Below are 17042 nucleotides of genomic sequence, written 5' to 3' on the forward strand. Positions count from 1 at the left end.
GCCGGCTCAGCCGCCCGGATTCGGCACGGTGATGTCAGCGGTCAGCTGCTCGCTGGCGTTGATCTGCCGGGTGACCGAACCCTGGGCCGCCCCCGAGGCGGTCGGCCGGGCCTCGATCACGTAGCTCTGCGGGGCGTCGACGTCGGGCAGCACGTAGCGTCCGGAGCTGTCGGTGGTCACCGTCCGGGCGATCACCGTGGGGTACTGGCTGGCCAGGTAGAGCTGCACCACCCAGCCGGGCCGCAGCTGGCCGCCGACGGTCCTGACCACGCCGCTGATCTGGGCCGGGGCGGCCAGCACCGGGTTGTAGGTGCGCACCTCGCCGGCGGCCAGCGTGATGATGGTCGAGGTGGGGCTGGTGCCGCGCCGGTTCACGCTCAGGGTGTAGGTGCCCGGCGGCACCCCGTCGATCTCGAACTGGCCCAGCCGGTTGTCCGGCTTGCTGGCGCTGGTCACCGCGAAGCTCGACGTGCCCGAGACCAGGTTGATCTGCACCTCGCCGGTGCGTACCGGCCCGCCCTCGTCGTTGGCGGCGCCACGCTGCGAGACGGTGCCCCGGACCACCGCGGTTGAGGACTGCATGCCGACACTGATCCCGTCGGAGGTGATCACCGCGCCCTGCGAGCCGGGGGTGATGGTGCCGGCCTGGTCGAGCGAGACCGACACCGTCTGGCCGGCCAGGTCCGGGCGGGAGAAGGTGACCGTGTAGGTGCTGGGCACGGTCAGCCCGCCGACCGTCCAGCGGCCGACATCCCCGGTGCTCTGGGTGACCGTCTGCACGGTCAGCGCGCCGTTGGTGACGGTGACGGTGACGCCCTGGGCTGGCAGGCCGCCGGGCAGCACGCTCACCTTGCCGGACAGGCTCCCCGCCGACTGGCCGAGGCTCACCGAGACGCCGGTCAGCTTCTGCCCCGCCGACAGCGCGATGGTCACCGTCTGGGAGGCGTAGCCGGGCTTGCTGACCACCACCGTGAAGCTCGCCGGGGTGGGCAGGCTGATCAGGGTGAAGCTGCCCACCTTGTCCTGGGTCAGCGACACCGTCCGGGCCACCGTGCTGCCCGAGGTGGCGGTGACGGTGGCCCCGCCGAGCGCGCCGGACGGTGAGTTGACCTGCCCGCTGATCAGGCCGTCCCCCTTGCGCAGCCGCAGCTGGACGCCCTTGCGGTCCTCGCCGCCGCCGAGGTCCACCCGCTGCACGTCGTTGGCGTAGCCGGGCTTGGTGACCACCAGGTCGTACACGCTGGGCGAGGGGACTTGCGCGATGCTGAACTGCCCGTCCGAGCCGACCGGCACGGTGCGCACGATCGCCTCGGTGGTGCCCGGAGCCGCCGACGCCGACGGGGTGGCCGCCTTCGCGGTGCCGACCGTGCCGGTGCCGGCGCCGGGCAGTTCCAGGTACACCGAGGCGCCCGAGACGTCGTCGCCGCTGACGGTCCCGGAGATGGTGGCCGGCACTCCGCCGAGCCGGACGTCCAGGCCCTGCCGGTTCTGGCCGGGGGAGATGGTGACGGTGCTGGCGTCGGCGTCGGTGGCCGCGCCCGGGTACCACAGCTGGACGAACCCGGCGCCGCGGAAGCGCAGCTTGTAACTGCCCTCCGGCAGGTTGGGCAGCCGGAAGGTGCCGGCCGAGTTGGTGGCGGTGGTGGCGATGGCATTGGCCACGTCGGCGGTGCTGAACGCCTCGACGGCCACCCCCGGCACCGGGGTGCCCGAGGTCAGCAGCCGGACGGTGCCCGACATCGCGGCGGTCCCGGTGACGCTGCCGGCGGTGCGGGCCTGTGCCACCTGCAGCGCCAGGTCCCGGTCGGCCGCGGACTGGCCCACGAGCCTCGCCAGCGCCACCGTGATCACCACCGCGAACACCGTCACCGCGGCCAGCAGGCCGAGCAGCGAGATCGGCCCGCGGGACAGCCACGGCCGCTGCAGGAACGTCCCGGTGGCCAGCGGCGGCAGGTCCGGCGGGATGGCCGGGTCGGCCGGGTCGACAGTGACCAGCGGCAAGGCCGACTCGACTGATTCATCCAGGTGCACCGTGAAGACGCGCACCAGCGGCGAGCCGGCCAACGGGCGGCGGGCCCGGGTGGTGAGCTCGACGATCCGGTGCTCGCCGGGGGCCAGCCGGACGGCCGCCGGGGCGAAGCCGAAGCGGATCTTGTCCTCGGCGTCGCCACCGGCCAGCCGGCCGATGACGGTGGTGTTGCCCTTGTTCTCGATCACCGCGCCGAACGAGGCCCGCCGGCCGCCGTAGACGGTGACCGGGTCCAGCTGCAGGTGCACCGCGGGCGCGGCCGGCACCTGCAGCTCGATCTCCTCCACCGCGTTGGCGTACGGCGGGGTGAGCTCGCGCACCTGGATCGCGATCCGCCGCTCGCCGGCGGCGATCCCCTCCGGGACGGCGACGTTGACCTGCACGGTCTGCGAGGTGCCGGGGAACAGCGACAGCTGGTCGGTGTCCAGCTGCACCCAGCTGGGGTCGGCCCCCAGCACCCGCAGCGTGTAGCCGCCGATCAGGTCGCCGGTGTTGGTGACCAGCACGGTGATCGGCACCGGCCGGCCGGGCTCGGCGACGCTGCTGCGGGGTGAGACGTCGACGCGCATGTCAGCTGCCCGGCCCGAGCCGCAGGTTCTGGCTGACGGTGGTGCCGGCGGTCACGGTCAGCAGCGCGGTCTGCTGGCTGAAGCCGGGCATGCTGGCGGTGACGGTGTAGGTGCCAGGTGCTAAGTCGGTGAGCAGGAAGCCGCCCGCCGACAGCCCGCCGCCGGCGCCGGTGGCCTGGGACTTCCAGCTCTGCCGGCCGTCGGTGGCCAGCACGCTGGCGCCCGGCAGCGGGGAGCCGTCCGGGCCGGTGACCACCCCGGTGATCCGGCCGAGCGCGGTGGCCAGCACCGCCCGCACCCGCGGCGGCGCCCCGTCGGCGGACAGCTCCACCGGCACGGTGGCGGCGGCGTGGCCGGGCAGGCTGAAGGTCAGGGTGTACGAGCCGGGCGCGGGCAGGGCGTTGAAGCTGAAGTAGCCGACCGCCCCGGTGGTCAGCGTGGTGGTGGTCATCGTGGTCGGCGCCCCGCCCACCGTGACGCTCGCCCCGCCCAGGCCGTTGCCGTCGGAGTCGGTCAGCACCCCGCTGACGCTGCCTACCCCGGCGGCGAGCGCGACGTTCAGGCCGGACCGGCTCTGCCCGGGGCCGAGCTGCACCACCGAGGTCTGGGCGCCGTAACCGGGGGCTGCGAAGGTGATCACGTACGTCCCCGGGGTGGGCAGCGCCGGGATCACGAAGCTGCCGACGGTGCCGGTGGTGGGCGTGCCGATGGTGACGTCCTTGCCGTTGACCGTGGTGGTGATGGCCACCCCGCCGAGTGGCCGGTGCCCGTCGGTCACCACCCCGCCGATCTGGCCGTTGCCGACGCTGAGCCGGACGGTGGACTGGAACCGGTTCTGCCCGCCTGCCACCGTCGTCACCACGGTGGTGGCCTGGTAGTTCGGGGCGGTGAAGCTGAGCTGGTAGGTGCCCGGGGCCGGCAGGTTGGCCAGCCGGTACGTCCCGCCGGCGCCGGTGACGGTGGTGGCGACCGGCCTGGTGACCTTGCCGACCAGCGAGGTGGCCTGCACCGTGGCGGTCACCGGTGCCAGGGTGTCGCCGGGGTCGATGGTGCCCTGGATGGAGGCCGGCAGCCCTGGAATGGCGACGTCGATCCCGCTGGTGGCGGCCTCGGTGTCGGCGGCGACCGGCCGGGCGCCGGCCTGGTTCGGCGCGCCGGGGTACCACACCGTCTTGTACCCGGTCGCCGAGAAGCGCAACAGATAGTCAGTGGGGAACAGCCCGGCCAAGGTGTAGGTGCCGTCGGTCTGGCTGGCCGCCGAGCTCGCCACCTGCAGGCCCTTGTCGGTCACCCGCAATGCTTCGACAAGGATCCGGCCGGCCGGCTGGTGGTTGCTGGTGGCCATCACCGTGCCGGTGATCACCGCGCCCACCCCGGGCGGCAGCGGTCCGGACTTGGGCAGCGCCCCGGCGGGGGCCGGGTCGCCGGTGACCGCGGCCGCGTTGGCGATGCCGCCGGACTGCCCGGCAGCCCCGGTGGCGGCGAAGAACGAGGCCGGTGCCTGCTTGGTCATCGGCTCGCCCTTGAACGCCTGGTTCAGGCCCAGCAGGAACACCGCGGCCCACAACCCGATGATGGCCAGCAGCACCAGAGCGGTGAGCAGGCCGCGGGACAGCAGCGGCCGTTGCCGCAGCCGGACGCTGCCGGTCCGCGCGATCGGCTCCAGCGCCGACGCGGGGTCCGGTTCGACAGCGGGGTCGTCCGGGGCGGGGGCGCGCAGGTCGGCGAGCCAGTCCTCGTCGTCGTCGGGGCCGGTGTAGTGCACCGCCGGGGCGGCCTCGGCCGGCGGGAGCACCGGACCGGCGGGCACCGCGACCGCCTGGACGGTGACGGTGCGGTCCAGCTCCGCGCCGGTGATCATCCGCGGTCCGCGGACCCGCAGCACGCAGACCGCGACGGTGCCGGCCTCGATCCGCAGCCGGGCCGGGGTGAAGGAGGTGCTGACCGCCCGGTCGGCGTCCGCCGCGGTCAGCTCGACGTCCAGCGCCAGGTTGCCGGTGTTGGCCAGCTGCAGCACGAACCGGGCCTGCCGCCGGGCCCGGGCCACCTGCGGCCGGCAGGCCAGCGACAGCTCCATCCGGGGTGCCACCAGCATGTCCAGGTCGAGGTAGGCCGACGGCAGCCGGGCGCCCACCGAGGCGACCTCGATGGTGACGGCGTGCCGGCCGGCCGGGTAGCTGGGCGGCACCCCGACCGACAGGGTGACCTGGCCGCTGGCGTCGGGGAACAGCGGCAGCAGCATCGGCTTGCTAGTCACCCCGGACGCGGGCAGCCCGATCACCCGGGTGGTGACCCCGTCGATGATCGAGCTGGTGTTGCGGACGTCGAGCACCACCTCGGCGCTGCCGCCCGGCGCGATGTCGAGGAGGTCGGTGTCTGCGGTGACGAGCATGGGACTAGGACGCCCCGGCCGGTGCCGGTGCCGGCGCGGCCGGTGCCGGTGATGCAGCCGGCCGGGTCGGCAACGGCGCGGTGAGGGCCTCGATCCGCTGCACGCTCGGGGCGATGTCGGCCCAGGCCCCGACATCCAGGGCGGTGGTCAGCACGATCTCGAACGCCGCGCGCATCGAGCCCTCGACCGAGGCGAAGACGTCCTTCACCCGTGCCGTATCGGCCGGTGCCAGTGCGATCTGCACGCTGGACAGCAGGCTGGGGGCGGCGAACTCGGCGGGCAGCACCTGGTGGGTGAGGAAGCAGCCCAGCACGTCGCCGAGCAGCTCGTGCTCGTCGCGGACGTTGCCGGCCCAGGCACTGACCAGGTAGTTCAACTCGATCATCGGCACCGGGCCGCGCCGCTGCGGCCGACCGTCGGTGCCGCTGCGCTCGGGCATCGGACGGGGCGGCTGCGGGCTACGGCCCACCCCGAACAGGAACATGCTGACCGTGATCCGGCTCAGCTGCGCCGCCCAGCTGCGCGAGGGCGGGTCGAAGGAAACCGCTCCCACCTGCTCGGGCAGCGGCAGCGCCATCCGGACGAGCTTCTCCAGGCCTTGTTCGACAAGGGGGATCAGCACTGGTCCATCCCCTCGAGCGTGCGGCACAGAATGCGACGGATACCCCGTGTAGTGACCCCGAGGACATGGCGGTCGGTGCCAGCCCAAACCTGCTACCGGCCGAGGTAACACCAGGCTCGCAAGTGTGGGGTCACTGTTAGCACTTGTTTACCGGAGATCACCCCGGCCACCGTGCGGACGCGCCCACGACGCGCCGAAAAGGTGCGCACTGCCCGGTACGCCCGGCTGCCAGACTACGAACCCGACAGTTACCCGGTGCCGGGCCGGAGAGGACGTGCATGCGACAGCGATTGGCCGAGCTGGTCGAACAGGTCGCGGTGGCAGCTCGCCGCCGGGCCGAGGCGGGCGGCTCGCCCGGCGTCGCCGAGCTGGACGCGATCGTCGCGGTGCTGCGGTCGGACTACCAGCCGGCCGGGGACGGCGCGGCGGACGATGTCGCCGAGCGCGACGTGCTGACCGGGGTCGGCGAGGTGTTCGGCCTGGACCCGGTGGACGCCGGTCTGCTGACCATCGCGGTGGCCGCCGACCTGGACGCCAACCTCGGCATGGCGTTCGGGCTGCTGCGCGGGCTGACCGGCCCGGCCCGGCCCAGCGTCGCGCTGGCGTTGGAGCTGACCGGGATTCCCACGCTGGCCGCCGACGGCTTCGACCGGCTCGGCCCGGACGGACCGCTGCGCCGGCACCGGCTGGTCGAGGTGCAGGGCAACGAGCCGTGGCTGGGCCGGCAGTTGCGGGTGCCCGACCCGGTGGCGGCCTTCCTGGCGGGTTCGGACGCCTCCGACCCGGCGGTGGCCGCCATGCTCAGCTTTCCGGTGCCGATCGCGCTGGCCGAGACCCCGGCAGTGGCGGCCGCCATCGACAACGGCGTGCCGCTGGTCTGGATCTCGGCCAGCGCGGCCGCGGCCGGCAACTCGCTGGCGGCCGGTGCCTTCGGCGCGCTCGGGCTGCGGTGCCTGGCCGTGGACCTGCGCCGCTGCCCGGCCGACGTCGACCTGCTCACCGCGGTGGCCGCCGCCGCCCGGGAGGCCGGCCTGCGCGGCTGCGGGCTGGTGGTCACCGGCGCCGAGCTGCTCGGCGAGCCCGCGGCAGTGGCCGGCCTGGAACTGCTGGAACGGGCCGCGGTGCCGGTGATCGCGGTCGGGTCCCGGCCGTGGAACCCGGCGTGGCTGCGCCGGTTCCCGCTGGCCGTGGACGCCCGCCCGCTGGCGGTCGCCGACCGGGCGGCGATCTGGCGGACCGGCCTGGGGGAGCTGGCCAGCTCCGACGAGCAGTTGCGCAACGCCCTGCTCGGGCTGCGGTTGACCCCCGAAGAGGTGCTGGAGACCGCCCGCTACGCCCGGATGCTCGCCGACTCCCGGCACCGGCCGCTGTCGGCGGAACTGGTGCGCGAGGCGGCCCGCCGGGTCGGTGGCTCCGGCGGGGCGGGCGTGCACCGCATCCCGGCCCGGTCCGGTCCGGCCAGTCAGGGCCCGACGTTCGATGACCTGGTGCTGCCCGAGCATGCCCGCCGGTCGTTGCAGCAGCTGGTCAGCTGGGCCCGGGTGCGCGACCAGGTCACCGCCCGCGGCCCGTTGCGGGCCAAGGGCAGCGGCATCGCGGCCCTGTTCACCGGCAGCCCCGGCACCGGAAAGACCCTGGCGGCCAACGTGATCGCCGAGGAGCTGTCCATCGACCTGTTCCAGGTGGACCTGTCGGCGATCGTGGACAAGTACATCGGCGAGACCGAGAAGAACCTGGAGAAGGTGTTCCAGTCGGCCGAGGCGCTGGACGTGGTGCTGTTCTTCGACGAGGCCGACGCGCTGTTCGGCAGCCGGTCGGAGGTGCGCGACTCGCGCGACCGGTACGCCAACCAGGAAGTCGCCTACCTGCTGCAGCGGATGGAACAGTTCGACGGGATCACCATCCTGGCGACCAACCTGCGAGGCAACCTGGACCAGGCCTTCTCCCGGCGGATGAGCTTCATCGTGCACTTTCCCGACCCGGACGCCGCCACCCGCCGGCGGCTGTGGCAGAGCCACCTCGGGCAGCTGCCGGAACTGGATCCGGAGGACCCGATCGACCTCGACTTCCTGGCCGAGTCGGTGGAGCTGTCCGGCGGCGACATCCGCAACATCGTGCTGTCGGCCGCCTACGACGCGATCAGCGCCGATCAGCTGGTCGGCATGCGGCACCTGGCGGTGGCCACGGTCGGGGAGTACCACAAGCTCGGCCGCCGGGTACCCGAGCACGCCTTCCTGCCGGCCTGACCGGTCCGGGCGCCACCGGCCTGACCGGTCAGCGGCGCCGGTCGGCCCGGACTCGAGAACCGGCCGGCCCGGACCGGGAGGTGTCTGACGGGGCCTGCCGCAGCCGGCAGCCCGGCGGTCAGCCGCCGACCGGGCGCCGGCCCAGGTCGGCCTCGCGGAAGACGTCGACCGGCTTGCGCAGCACGTCGTCGACCTCGGTGCCCTGCCAGACCCAGCCACCGGCACTCTTCATCAACGCGATCAGCTCGTCGTCCTGGCCGTTCTGGTAGAGCTGCTCGCAGGATTCGCACATTCCCCAGAAGCTGGGAACCACTTCGTCCTTGCCGAACCGCCGGAACAGCACCCGGTCGGTGGCCAGCGGATGGACCCAGACCACCTGCCTGCAGCCACAGAACGCGCAGGTCTGCTCGACCATCTGGTTGGGTGGACCGTCCTGGAGGGAGGTCTCGTCGGGGTGCGGGTCCTCGTCGTCGCCGTGCGGGCCGGTGCCGGGAGTGGAAGCCACGGAGCGTAACTCTAACCGCTGGCTGCGAAGGATCGCTCCTAGTTTGCAGGAGAAACTCGATCCAGTTCGACCACTGCGCGTAGTCGATCGGTAACTAGTTTGCGGCTTGTGTGCTCGGCGCTTGCCTCGCTACGCTTTCTCCCGTACGGGGGTACACGAGGGACGCAAGAGCAGTAGAAGCCCTGTCGCGATGGTACGGGGGTACCAGGGGTCGCGCAGGGCTTCTCTGCGTCTACAGGCGGTATTCCACCTGTAGACAAGGCTGTTTCGCAGCTGCTCCGTGCTGTCCGGGCTGGTCCGTACTGATGTGGGCCGGCCTTGCAGACAGCGGGGGGAGTTCCGGCCCGGAATAGGCAGTACAAAATCGGGCAGTTTGGAGGCATCCAAAGCGCGCACGCCGGTTTACCCTTCCTCCTATGACGGCGATGCGCTCGGACGATGTGACCACAGCTCTCGATGACCAGCTGTGCCTGGCGCTGTACCTGGCGTCACGGGCCATGACAGCCACCTACCGCCAGGTCCTCGACGAGCTGGGCCTGACCTATCCGCAGTACCTGGTCCTGACCCTGCTCTGGGAGCAGGGGACCTCCTCGGTCGGCGAGATCGGCGCCCGGCTGCACCTGGAGTCCAACACCCTCTCACCGCTGATCAAGCGGCTGGAGGCCATGGACCTGGTCACCCGGCAGCGCCGGCCCGGCGACGAGCGGACCGTCGACGTGCAGCTGACCCGGCAGGGCAAGGCGATGCGGCGGCGGGCGGCCGGGGTACCCGGCCGGATCGGCGAGGCGACCGAACTGGACCCGGCGAGCCGGATCCGGTTGGTCCGGAAGCTGCGCCGGCTGACCGCGGACCTGGAGAAGAAGCACGGCTGAGCCGGAGGGTCGCACGGCGGACGGGACGATCCGTCCATAGGTCGAGCGCGATAGGATCGCCTACGTTCAGCTGCGCCAACCGTCGCCCCCGACCGTGAAGGAGCCCTCATGCCCACGCGTATCGCTCGTACTGCCTGGAACGGCACCCTGCAGGAGGGGTCCGGCCAGGTCGAGCTGAGCAGCTCGAAGGTGGGCACCTATCAGGTGTCGTTCCCCAAGCGGGCGGCCGAGGACGCCGACGGCACCACCAGCCCGGAGGAGCTGATCGCCGCCGCGCACTCGTCGTGCTACGCGATGCAGCTGTCCGCGCTGGTCGCCCAGGCCGGCGGCACGCCGCAGAGCCTGGAGGTCACCGCCAAGGTGTCGCTCGGCCCGGACCCGGCCGGCGGCTTCCGGCTGACCGGCATCGCGCTCGAGGTGCACGGCAAGGTGGCGGGCCTGGACGCGGCCGGGTTCGAGGCGGCGGCCGAGCAGGCCAAGCAGGCCTGCCCGGTCAGCAAGGCCCTGACCGGCGTGCAGATCACCCTGGACGCCTCGCTCGACTGACCCGCCGATCAGCCGGCGGACCCACCGGTTTCAGCCGGCGGCGACGGCCTGCCGGGCCACCGCCTGCAGGGTGGCGTCGGAGTAGTCCGACGGCCCTTCGGCGTAGCCGGCCTCGGCGACCAGCACCCGGCTGCCGTCCTGCCGGGACGCGAAGGCGGCCGGCGGCAGCTTGCTGGGCGAGCCCGGGTACCGGCTGCCCTCGCGCAGCAGGTCGTTGACGTTGCCGGTGCCGTCCGAGGTCACCAGCCGCAGGTACTCGCCGGCCTGGCCGGAGCTGGCGAAGGTTACGGTGCTCGCCGCCACCACCACGGCCCGGCCGCCGGAGGACGTGCTGAACAGGCTGCGGTGCACCGCCGTGCACGGTGTCCGGGTGAAGAACACTTGCACCTGGCCGTAGGAGTGCGCGGTGCAGTCGGTCTGGTCGTCGGCGGCCCGCAGCTGCCAGCCGGCCGGCACCGCGCCGCTGGGCCCGGCACTGCTGGCCGAGCTGCCTGGGCTGGTGACCGGGGCGCCGGGTGCGGAACTTACCGGCGTGCCGGGAGAGCGGTGCCCGGAGTCCCGGTCGTCGAAGCGCAGCAGGACGACCAGCACCAGCAGGCTGACGGCCAGCCAGCCGGCCAGCACCGCGGCCACCAGCCGGAGCCGGTTGCGGGGCGGCGGCGGTCGGGACTGCCAGTCGGAGTCCAGTTCGGTCAGCCAGCTCACGCGGACACGGTAGCCCGTCCGGATGTGCCGGCGGATCGGCTTCGCGGGACCGGGTGTGGGACGCGCGGCCTGTCTGCGAGATCATGGGGCCCGAGCGCAGCGGGCTGCTGCGCCGAGCTTGCGCCGGAACGAGGGGAACCATGAGCGAGCGGTATGACGTGATCGTCGCCGGGCTGGGCGGCATGGGCTCCTCGGCGGCCTACGCGCTGGCCCGGCGCGGCCGGCGGGTGCTGGGCATCGAGCAGTTCACCCCGGCGCATGCGCTGGGCTCCTCGCACGGCGCCACCCGGGTGGTGCGCAAGGCCTACTTCGAGAAGCCGGACTACGTGCCGCTGCTGGTGTGGTCCTACCAGCTGTGGGACGAGCTGTCGGCCGCCGCCGGCAGCCAGCTGTTCACCCGGTGCGGCGCGCTGATGATGGGCCCGCCGGACAGCGAGGTGGTCGCCGGAACCCTGGCGTCGGCACGGCACTGGTCGCTGCCGCACGAGGTGCTCGACCCGGCGGCGCTGCGTGCCCGGTACCCGCAGTTCGAGCTGCCCGCCGGCCAGTTGGCGGTCTTCGAGGCCGACGCCGGTTTCGCGCTGCCGGAGGCCACCGTCGCCGCCAACCTAGAGCTGGCCGCGGCCGCCGGCGCCGAGCTGCGGTTCTCCACGGTCGTCGAGCAGCTGGAGCTGGGCCCGGACGGGGTGCACCTGGTGGCCGGCGGCGAGGAGCTGCAGGCCGACCGGGTGGTGATCGCCACCGGCGCCTGGGCCGGCCGGCTGGGCGGGCTGGACGACTTCCCGATCACGGTGCAGCGCCAGACCGTGCACTGGTTCCGGCCGCTGACCTCGGTGGCCGACTACGCCCCGGAGAAGTTCCCGGTCTACATGTGGAGCCATCCGGTCGCCCCCGGCGAGCCCCGGATGGAGCTGTACGGATTTCCCTACCAACCCGGCGACGACGGGGTCAAGGCGGCGCTGTACCACGACTGGCTGGAGACCGACGTCGACCCGGACACCCTGCGGCGCACCGTCTCGGAGCCGGAGTACCGGACGGTGCGGCAGCTGCTCGCGCGGTCCCTGCCGGGGCTGGCCGGCGACTGCGTGGCGAGCTCGGTGTGCATGTACCCCGGCACGCCGGACGACGACTTCCTGCTGGGCATCCACCCGGACTCCGCGGGCCGGGTGGTGCTGGCGATGGGGTTCTCCGGGCACGGCTTCAAGTTCGTTCCGGTGGTCGGCGAGATCGTGGCGGACCTGGTGGTCGACGGCACCACCCGGCACGACATCGGCTTCCTGTCCCCCGAGCGGTATGCCGTTCGGCGATGAGCCTTCGGGTGCTGTTCGCACCGGACAAGTTCAAGGGCAGCCTGCCGGCACCGCAGGCCGCCGCGGCGCTGGCCGCCGGCTGGCGGTCGGCCCGGCCGGACGACGAGCTGGTGCTGCTGCCGATGGCCGACGGCGGGGACGGCACCCTGGAGGTGCTGGCCGCCGACCAGCCGGACGCGGAATGGGTGTCGGTGCCGACCGTGGACGCGGTCGGCACCGCCCGGACCGCCCGCTACCTGCGCACCGGCGACACCGCCGCGGTCGAGCTGGCCGAGATCTGCGGCATCGCCGGGCTGGACCCGCTCGACCCGATGGGCGCACACACCATCGGGCTCGGCATCGTGCTGGCCGCGGCGCTGCTGGCCGGGGCCGGCCGGGTGGTGGTGGCGCTGGGCGGCTCGGCATCCACCGACGGCGGCGCCGGGGCGCTGTCGGCGCTCGGCGCCCAGCTGGTCGGTGCCGGCGGGCTGCTGCCGGTCGGCGGCGTGGGCCTGCCGGGCCTGGTGGCGGTGCACCCCGACCGGCTGGTGCCGCTGCCGCCCGGTGGCGTCCAGGTGCTGGTCGACGTCCGGGCGCCGTTGTTCGGGCCGTCCGGGGCGGCGGCCGCCTTCGGGCCGCAGAAGGGCGCCGACCCGGCACAGGTGGCCGAGCTCGACCGCGGGTTGCGCCGGCTGGCCGCGGTGCTGGGCAGCGATCCCGAGCAGCCCGGCTGCGGCGCGGCCGGTGGCACCGGGTACGGGCTGGCCTACTGGGGCGGCGAACTGGTGCCCGGCGCGGCCGCCATCGCCGAGCTGGTCGGGCTGCCGGCGGCGGTGCGGCGGGCCGACCTGGTGGTGACCGGCGAGGGGCGCTTCGACGCCGGCTCGCTGACCGGCAAGACCTGCGGCCAGGTGTTGCAACTGGCCGCGGCGGCTGGCGTGCCGGCCCGGGTGGTGGCCGGGTCGGTGGCCGGCGGGATGGCCGCCGCGGTGCCCGGGGTGGGCCTGACCGGCCTCACCGAGCTGGCCGGGTCCGAGCGCGCCGCGCTGGCGGATCCGGTGCGCTGGCTGACCGAGGCCGGCCGGCGAGCCGCCCTGGCCTAACCTGCCGGGCTGATGGCGGTCAGGCCTGGTCGGTGGCCGGGAACACCAGCTCGCGCACCAGCACCCGCAGGATCAGCGCGACCGGCACCCCGAACAGCGCGCCGGGCACGCCGAGCACCGCGCCGCCGAGGATCACCGACGGCACCGTGACCACGCCGGGCAGCTCGACGGAGAACTTCATCATCCGGGGCTGGATCAGGTAGTCCTCGGCCATCCGGTAGCTGATGTAGAAGATCAGCGTGATGATCGCGGTGGGCAGGCTGACGGTGAGGGATACCAGCGTCACCACCGTGCCGCCGACGGTGGAGCCGATCACCGGAACCAGCGACAGCACGGTCACCAGCGCGCCCAGCAGCACCGCGTAGGGGATGCCCCAGGCCAAGGACCAGAGCGTGGTGCCCAGCCCGAACAGCATGGCGATCAGCACCGTGGAGAGCATGAACCGTCCGACCAGCAGCGTCAGCTCGTCGAGGATGCGGGCGGTGCGCACCTGGCGGGACGCCGGCACCGCCTTGAGTGCCAGCTCCCGCAGGTGCGGCAGCTCGATGGCGAAGTACAGCGACAGGAACGCCACCACCACGATGTCGGTCACCGCGGTGAACAGCAGCGCGCCGCCGGTCAGGACGTAGTCGAGGACCTCGGTCGGGTTGATCGAGCCGCGGGTCGGTGAGTCGGTGGCGGCAGCCAGCCGGTCGCCGAGCACGCCCAGATGGCTCTCGGCGTTGCGGATCAGCTCGGGGGCAGACTTGATCAGCGCCGGCAGCTGGGTGCTGGCGGCGTTCACCGCCAGCACGATCGGGGTCGTCAGCAGCACCACGACTCCGAGCCAGGTCAGCAGCGCGGCAACCGATCGGCGCATCCCGCGCCGCTGCAGGAAGCCGATCAGCGGGTCGAGGGTCACGCCGATCAGCAGCGAGAACGCCAGCAGGTACAGGATGGTGCGCAGCTTCTCGACGATCAGGAAGCCCAGGTAAGCCACTCCCACCCCGAGGGCGAACCAGCAGGCGAACGCGATGACCGAGCGCGGACGGCGGACGTTGACCATCTGCTCGACCGGCTGCCCGCCGATCGGAACCGCGCCCTTGACGTCCATTCGGCCAAGGCTAGTGGAGCGGGCCCTCGATCCGGGGACGGTCTGCCGCGGTCACTGGAACCGCAGGCTGACCTCGGGCGTCACCGGATGGGACTGGCAGGCGAGCACCAGCCCGGCGGCCAGCTCTTCCGGCTCCAGGGCGTAGTTGCGGGTCATCGAGACCGAGCCGGCGGTCACCATCGCCCGGCAGGTGCCGCAGACACCGCCCTTGCAGGCGTAGGGCGCGTCCGGCCGGCTGGCCAGCACCGCATCGAGGATGCTCGGGCCGGTGTAGCCGACCGGAATGGTGGAGGTCCGGCCGGACAGGGTCACCGTCACCTGGCTGCGCTCGGTCGCCGCATGTTCTGGCGGGGCCGGGGCAGCCAGCTCCGGTGGCTCGTCGCCGACGTAGAAGAGCTCCGAGTGCACGGCGGCGGCAGGCACGCCGCCGGCCACCAGCGCGGCGCGGGCGGTCGAGACCAGGCCGAGCGGGCCGCACAGGTACCACTCGTCGGCGTCCTTGCACAGGCCGTCCAGCAGGATGGTGATCTTGTCCTCGTCTATCCGGCCGGTCAGCAGGTCCGACAGCTGCGGTTCGGCCGACAGCACGTGCAGCAGGGTGAACCGGCTGGGGTAGCTGTTCTTCAGATCCGCCAGCTCCTCCAGGAACATCACGTCGTTGGAGGTGCGGTTGCCGTACATCAGGGTGACCCGGCTGGCGGGCTCGGCGCGCAGGATCGAGGTGACGATCGACAACACCGGGGTGATTCCCGAACCCGCCGCCAGGCAACAGACGTGGCGCTCGTTCGCCGGCGCGACCGGGGTGCCGAACCGACCGGCCGGGGTCATCACCTCGATCGCCGCGCCCGGCTGCAGCTCGCCGGTCAGCCAGCCGGAGAACAGCCCGTTCGGGATCCGCTTGACCCCGATCCGCAGCGCGCCGCGCTCGGCCAGGTCGGCGGGCGTCGAGCAGATCGAGTAGGTGCGGCGCTCCTCCTGGTCACCGGCGGGCAGGCGCAGCGTCAGGTGCTGGCCCGGAGCGAAGGCGTACTCGTCGCGCAGCTCGGCCGGCACGGCGAAGTGCACCGCGCAGGCCTGGCCGGTGAGCGGCTCGACCCGGGCGACGGCGAGGGAGTGGAAGCCGCTCACAGCGACTTGAATTCGTCGAAGGGCTCGGCGCAGCTTCGGCAGCGGCGCAGCGACTTGCACGGTGTGGAGCCGAACTGGCTGATCAGCTCGGTGTCGGCGGAGTCGCACCGCGGGCAGCGGGCCGCGTCGGTGGCCGCCGGACGCACGGCCGGCCTGCTGCCGAGCTGAACCGGGACGGGGCCGGCTCTCGTCGGCCGTGGCGGGGCGATGCCGTAGTCGCGCAGCTTGGCCTTGCCCTCGTCGGTGATCCAGTCGGTGGTCCAGGCCGGCGCCAGCTCGATGACCACCCGGGTCTGCGGATCGACCTCGCGGGTCTGGGCCAGCACGTCCGCGCGGATGGCCTCGGTGGCCGGGCAGCCCGAATACGTCGGGGTCAGCACCACCTCGGGCCGGCCGTCGGCAGCGAACCGGACGTCGCGCAGGATGCCCAGGTCGGCGATGGTCAGCACCGGTATCTCGGGGTCCGGAACCGCCGCGGCGGCCAGCCGCAGCGCGGCCAGCCGTTCGAGGGCGGACTCGGTCGTCACCATGGCCGTCACCACCGGGCTCCGGGATGGGACCGGTGCAGGTGCTGCATCTCGGCCAGCAGGTAGCCGAAACCTTCGGTGTGCAGGCCCGCGCGGCCCCCGGTGGGCTTCCAGTCATCGTCGGGAAGGGTCAGGGTCGCCTCGGTGAGGATGCCCTGGACCGTTCCCAGCCAGGCCGGCCGCAAGCCCGACGGCAGCGGGCCGACGCCGAGGTCAGCGATCCGCCGGGCCAGCTCGTCGTCGGCGAACATCTCGTGGCTGTAAGGCCAAACCCCCTCAAGGGCGGCCTGGGTACGGTCATGGCTCAGCTCGGTGCCGTCGCCCAGCCGCAGGATCCAGGTGCTGGCGTGCTCCACGTGGTAGGCCACCTCCTTGACGGCCTTGGCGGCGATCGCGGCCAGCTGGGCGTCCCGGGACGATTCCAGGTCGCGGTAGAGCTCGTGCTGGTAGCAGGAGAACAGCAGCTGCCGCACCATGGTGACCGCGAAGGTGCCGTTCTCCAGCTCGGCCAGCTGCAGGTTGGTGAACTGGCGCTCCTCGCGCAGGTAGGCCAGGTCGTCCTCGGAGCGGCCGCTGAACGAGCCGCCGTAGGTCAGCAGCGAGCGGGCCTGGCCGAGCAGGTCGAGAGCGATATTCGCCAGCGCGATGTCCTCTTCGATCTGCGGCGCGTGGGCTGACCATTCCGACAGCCGGTGCGACAGGATCAGCGCGTCGTCACCGAGGCGGATGGCGTACCCGGCGACCTCGGCGCTGGCCGGTGCGGAGCTCTGCGTCATAGGTGCTCGACGCCCTCGGGGATCGTGTAGAAAGTCGGGTGCCGGTATGGCTTGTCGGCCGACGGCTCGAAGAAGGAGTCCTTCTCCTCGGGTGAGCTGGCGGTGATGTCGGCCGAGCGCACCACCCAGATCGAGACGCCCTCGTTTCGGCGGGTGTACAGGTCGCGGGCGTTCTGCAACGCCAGCGTCGCGTCGGCGGCATGCAGCGAGCCGACGTGCACGTGGTTGGTGCCGCGCGCGGGCCGCACGAACACCTCCCACAGCGGAGTCAGCGCGGTACTCACGCGGCCTCCGTCACCGTCGCTGCCTGCTGCTTGGCCGCATAGGCAGCGGCGGCCTCGCGCACCCAGGCGCCGTCGTCGTGAGCCCGGCGCCGGGTGGCGATCCGCTGCCGGTTGCACGGGCCGTTGCCCTTGAGCACCTGCTGGAACTCGGTCCAGTCGATCACGCCGTAGTCGTAGTGGCCGCGCTCGGCGTTCCACACCAGGTCCGGGTCGGGCAGGGTCAGCCCCAGCGTCTCGGCCTGCGGCACGCAGATGTCGACGAAGCGCTGGCGCAGCTCGTCGTTGGAGAAGCGCTTGACCTTCCACGCCAAGGACTGGGCGGAGTGGGTGGAGTCCGCGTCCGGTGGGCCGAACAT

Annotated in this window: 16 protein-coding genes; 5 read left to right on the forward strand and 11 right to left on the reverse strand. The window is 72.9% G+C overall.

Going from position 1 to position 17042, the window contains the following annotated elements:
* Window positions 1-6: 6 nt before the first annotated feature.
* From VLJ82_RS10950 to VLJ82_RS10960, 3 genes are read right to left on the reverse strand one after another with little or no spacing between them, the layout of a single operon-like run.
* The gene (locus tag VLJ82_RS10950) at window positions 7-2598 is read right to left on the reverse strand and encodes a carboxypeptidase regulatory-like domain-containing protein (protein WP_408663382.1); all 2592 of its coding nucleotides are present in this window, start codon (window positions 2596-2598) and stop codon (window positions 7-9) included.
* A 1-nt stretch (window position 2599) separates the two neighbouring features.
* Window positions 2600-4990, reverse strand: coding sequence for a carboxypeptidase regulatory-like domain-containing protein (locus tag VLJ82_RS10955; RefSeq protein WP_408663383.1), 2391 nt, complete (start codon window positions 4988-4990; stop codon window positions 2600-2602).
* 4 nt (window positions 4991-4994) lie between these two features.
* Entirely contained in the window at window positions 4995-5612 is a 618-nt protein-coding gene (locus VLJ82_RS10960) for a DUF4255 domain-containing protein (protein WP_408663384.1), read from the reverse strand.
* A gap of 278 nt (window positions 5613-5890) precedes the next feature.
* On the opposite strand from VLJ82_RS10960, the gene VLJ82_RS10965 reads away from it, so the two are divergent.
* On the forward strand, window positions 5891-7858 hold the full coding sequence (locus VLJ82_RS10965; protein WP_408663385.1) for an ATP-binding protein: 1968 nt from the start codon (window positions 5891-5893) through the stop codon (window positions 7856-7858).
* A 118-nt stretch (window positions 7859-7976) separates the two neighbouring features.
* Here VLJ82_RS10965 and VLJ82_RS10970 read toward each other — a convergent pair whose 3' ends face one another.
* A complete protein-coding gene (locus VLJ82_RS10970) occupies window positions 7977-8363 on the reverse strand; it encodes a hypothetical protein (RefSeq protein WP_408663386.1) in 387 nt (128 codons plus the stop codon).
* Between the two features lie 416 nt (window positions 8364-8779).
* Between VLJ82_RS10970 and VLJ82_RS10975 the strand changes: the two genes are divergently transcribed.
* On the forward strand, window positions 8780-9235 hold the full coding sequence (locus VLJ82_RS10975) for a MarR family winged helix-turn-helix transcriptional regulator (protein WP_408663387.1): 456 nt from the start codon (window positions 8780-8782) through the stop codon (window positions 9233-9235).
* A gap of 108 nt (window positions 9236-9343) precedes the next feature.
* Complete coding sequence (locus VLJ82_RS10980; RefSeq protein WP_408663388.1) at window positions 9344-9781, forward strand: OsmC family peroxiredoxin; 438 nt, start codon at window positions 9344-9346, stop codon at window positions 9779-9781.
* 30 nt (window positions 9782-9811) lie between these two features.
* Here the strand turns inward: VLJ82_RS10980 and VLJ82_RS10985 are convergent, their stop codons facing one another.
* Window positions 9812-10486 carry a hypothetical protein gene (locus VLJ82_RS10985; RefSeq protein ID WP_408663389.1) on the reverse strand — a complete coding sequence of 225 codons (675 nt, stop codon included), beginning with the start codon at window positions 10484-10486 and terminating at the stop codon, window positions 9812-9814.
* Window positions 10487-10626: 140 nt separating this feature from the next.
* On the opposite strand from VLJ82_RS10985, the gene solA reads away from it, so the two are divergent.
* Window positions 10627-11796: an N-methyl-L-tryptophan oxidase gene (solA, locus tag VLJ82_RS10990; RefSeq protein ID WP_408663390.1), complete on the forward strand. Its 1170-nt coding sequence runs from the start codon at window positions 10627-10629 to the stop codon at window positions 11794-11796.
* Window positions 11793-12878 (forward strand): glycerate kinase, encoded by a 1086-nt coding sequence (locus tag VLJ82_RS10995; protein ID WP_408663391.1) that lies wholly within the window; start codon window positions 11793-11795, stop codon window positions 12876-12878. Before solA ends, VLJ82_RS10995 begins: the two co-directional genes overlap by 4 nt.
* Before the next feature lie 19 nt (window positions 12879-12897).
* On the opposite strand, the gene VLJ82_RS11000 is transcribed toward VLJ82_RS10995, so the two are convergent.
* The 6 genes from VLJ82_RS11000 to VLJ82_RS11025 form a co-directional block, all read right to left on the reverse strand.
* Window positions 12898-13971 carry an AI-2E family transporter gene (locus VLJ82_RS11000; RefSeq protein ID WP_408663392.1) on the reverse strand — a complete coding sequence of 358 codons (1074 nt, stop codon included), beginning with the start codon at window positions 13969-13971 and terminating at the stop codon, window positions 12898-12900.
* A gap of 51 nt (window positions 13972-14022) precedes the next feature.
* Window positions 14023-15099 (reverse strand): 2Fe-2S iron-sulfur cluster-binding protein, encoded by a 1077-nt coding sequence (locus tag VLJ82_RS11005; protein ID WP_408663393.1) that lies wholly within the window; start codon window positions 15097-15099, stop codon window positions 14023-14025.
* Window positions 15096-15629, reverse strand: a complete 534-nt coding sequence (gene paaD, locus VLJ82_RS11010) for a 1,2-phenylacetyl-CoA epoxidase subunit PaaD (protein WP_408663394.1) — start codon at window positions 15627-15629, stop codon at window positions 15096-15098. The genes VLJ82_RS11005 and paaD overlap by 4 nt, the downstream gene beginning before the upstream one ends.
* Window positions 15630-15634: 5 nt before the next feature.
* Window positions 15635-16402, reverse strand: coding sequence for a 1,2-phenylacetyl-CoA epoxidase subunit PaaC (gene paaC / locus VLJ82_RS11015; protein ID WP_408663395.1), 768 nt, complete (start codon window positions 16400-16402; stop codon window positions 15635-15637).
* Window positions 16399-16686 carry a 1,2-phenylacetyl-CoA epoxidase subunit PaaB gene (gene paaB, locus VLJ82_RS11020; protein ID WP_408663396.1) on the reverse strand — a complete coding sequence of 96 codons (288 nt, stop codon included), beginning with the start codon at window positions 16684-16686 and terminating at the stop codon, window positions 16399-16401. Before paaB ends, paaC begins: the two co-directional genes overlap by 4 nt.
* Window positions 16683-17042 (reverse strand): Phenylacetic acid catabolic protein (locus VLJ82_RS11025; protein WP_408663397.1); only part of this gene is annotated, 360 nt, incomplete at its 5' end. The genes VLJ82_RS11025 and paaB, both read right to left, overlap by 4 nt.

Origin of the sequence: Jatrophihabitans sp. (genome assembly GCF_035474675.1) — a bacterium.
Taxonomy (GTDB): Bacteria; Actinomycetota; Actinomycetes; order Mycobacteriales; family Jatrophihabitantaceae; genus Jatrophihabitans_A.

Bases quoted from the DNA above. Each gene is read 5' to 3' on its own strand.
- VLJ82_RS10950 (WP_408663382.1), bottom strand. From the start codon at position 2,598: ATGCGCGTCGACGTCTCACCCCGCAGCAGCGTCGCCGAGCCCGGCCGG.
- VLJ82_RS10955 (WP_408663383.1), bottom strand. From the start codon at position 4,990: ATGCTCGTCACCGCAGACACCGACCTCCTCGACATCGCGCCGGGCGGC.
- VLJ82_RS10965 (WP_408663385.1), top strand. From the start codon at position 5,891: ATGCGACAGCGATTGGCCGAGCTGGTCGAACAGGTCGCGGTGGCAGCT.
- VLJ82_RS10975 (WP_408663387.1), top strand. From the start codon at position 8,780: ATGACGGCGATGCGCTCGGACGATGTGACCACAGCTCTCGATGACCAG.
- VLJ82_RS10980 (WP_408663388.1), top strand. From the start codon at position 9,344: ATGCCCACGCGTATCGCTCGTACTGCCTGGAACGGCACCCTGCAGGAG.
- solA (WP_408663390.1), top strand. From the start codon at position 10,627: ATGAGCGAGCGGTATGACGTGATCGTCGCCGGGCTGGGCGGCATGGGC.
- VLJ82_RS10995 (WP_408663391.1), top strand. From the start codon at position 11,793: ATGAGCCTTCGGGTGCTGTTCGCACCGGACAAGTTCAAGGGCAGCCTG.
- VLJ82_RS11000 (WP_408663392.1), bottom strand. From the start codon at position 13,971: ATGGACGTCAAGGGCGCGGTTCCGATCGGCGGGCAGCCGGTCGAGCAG.
- paaD (WP_408663394.1), bottom strand. From the start codon at position 15,629: ATGGTGACGACCGAGTCCGCCCTCGAACGGCTGGCCGCGCTGCGGCTG.
- paaC (WP_408663395.1), bottom strand. From the start codon at position 16,402: ATGACGCAGAGCTCCGCACCGGCCAGCGCCGAGGTCGCCGGGTACGCC.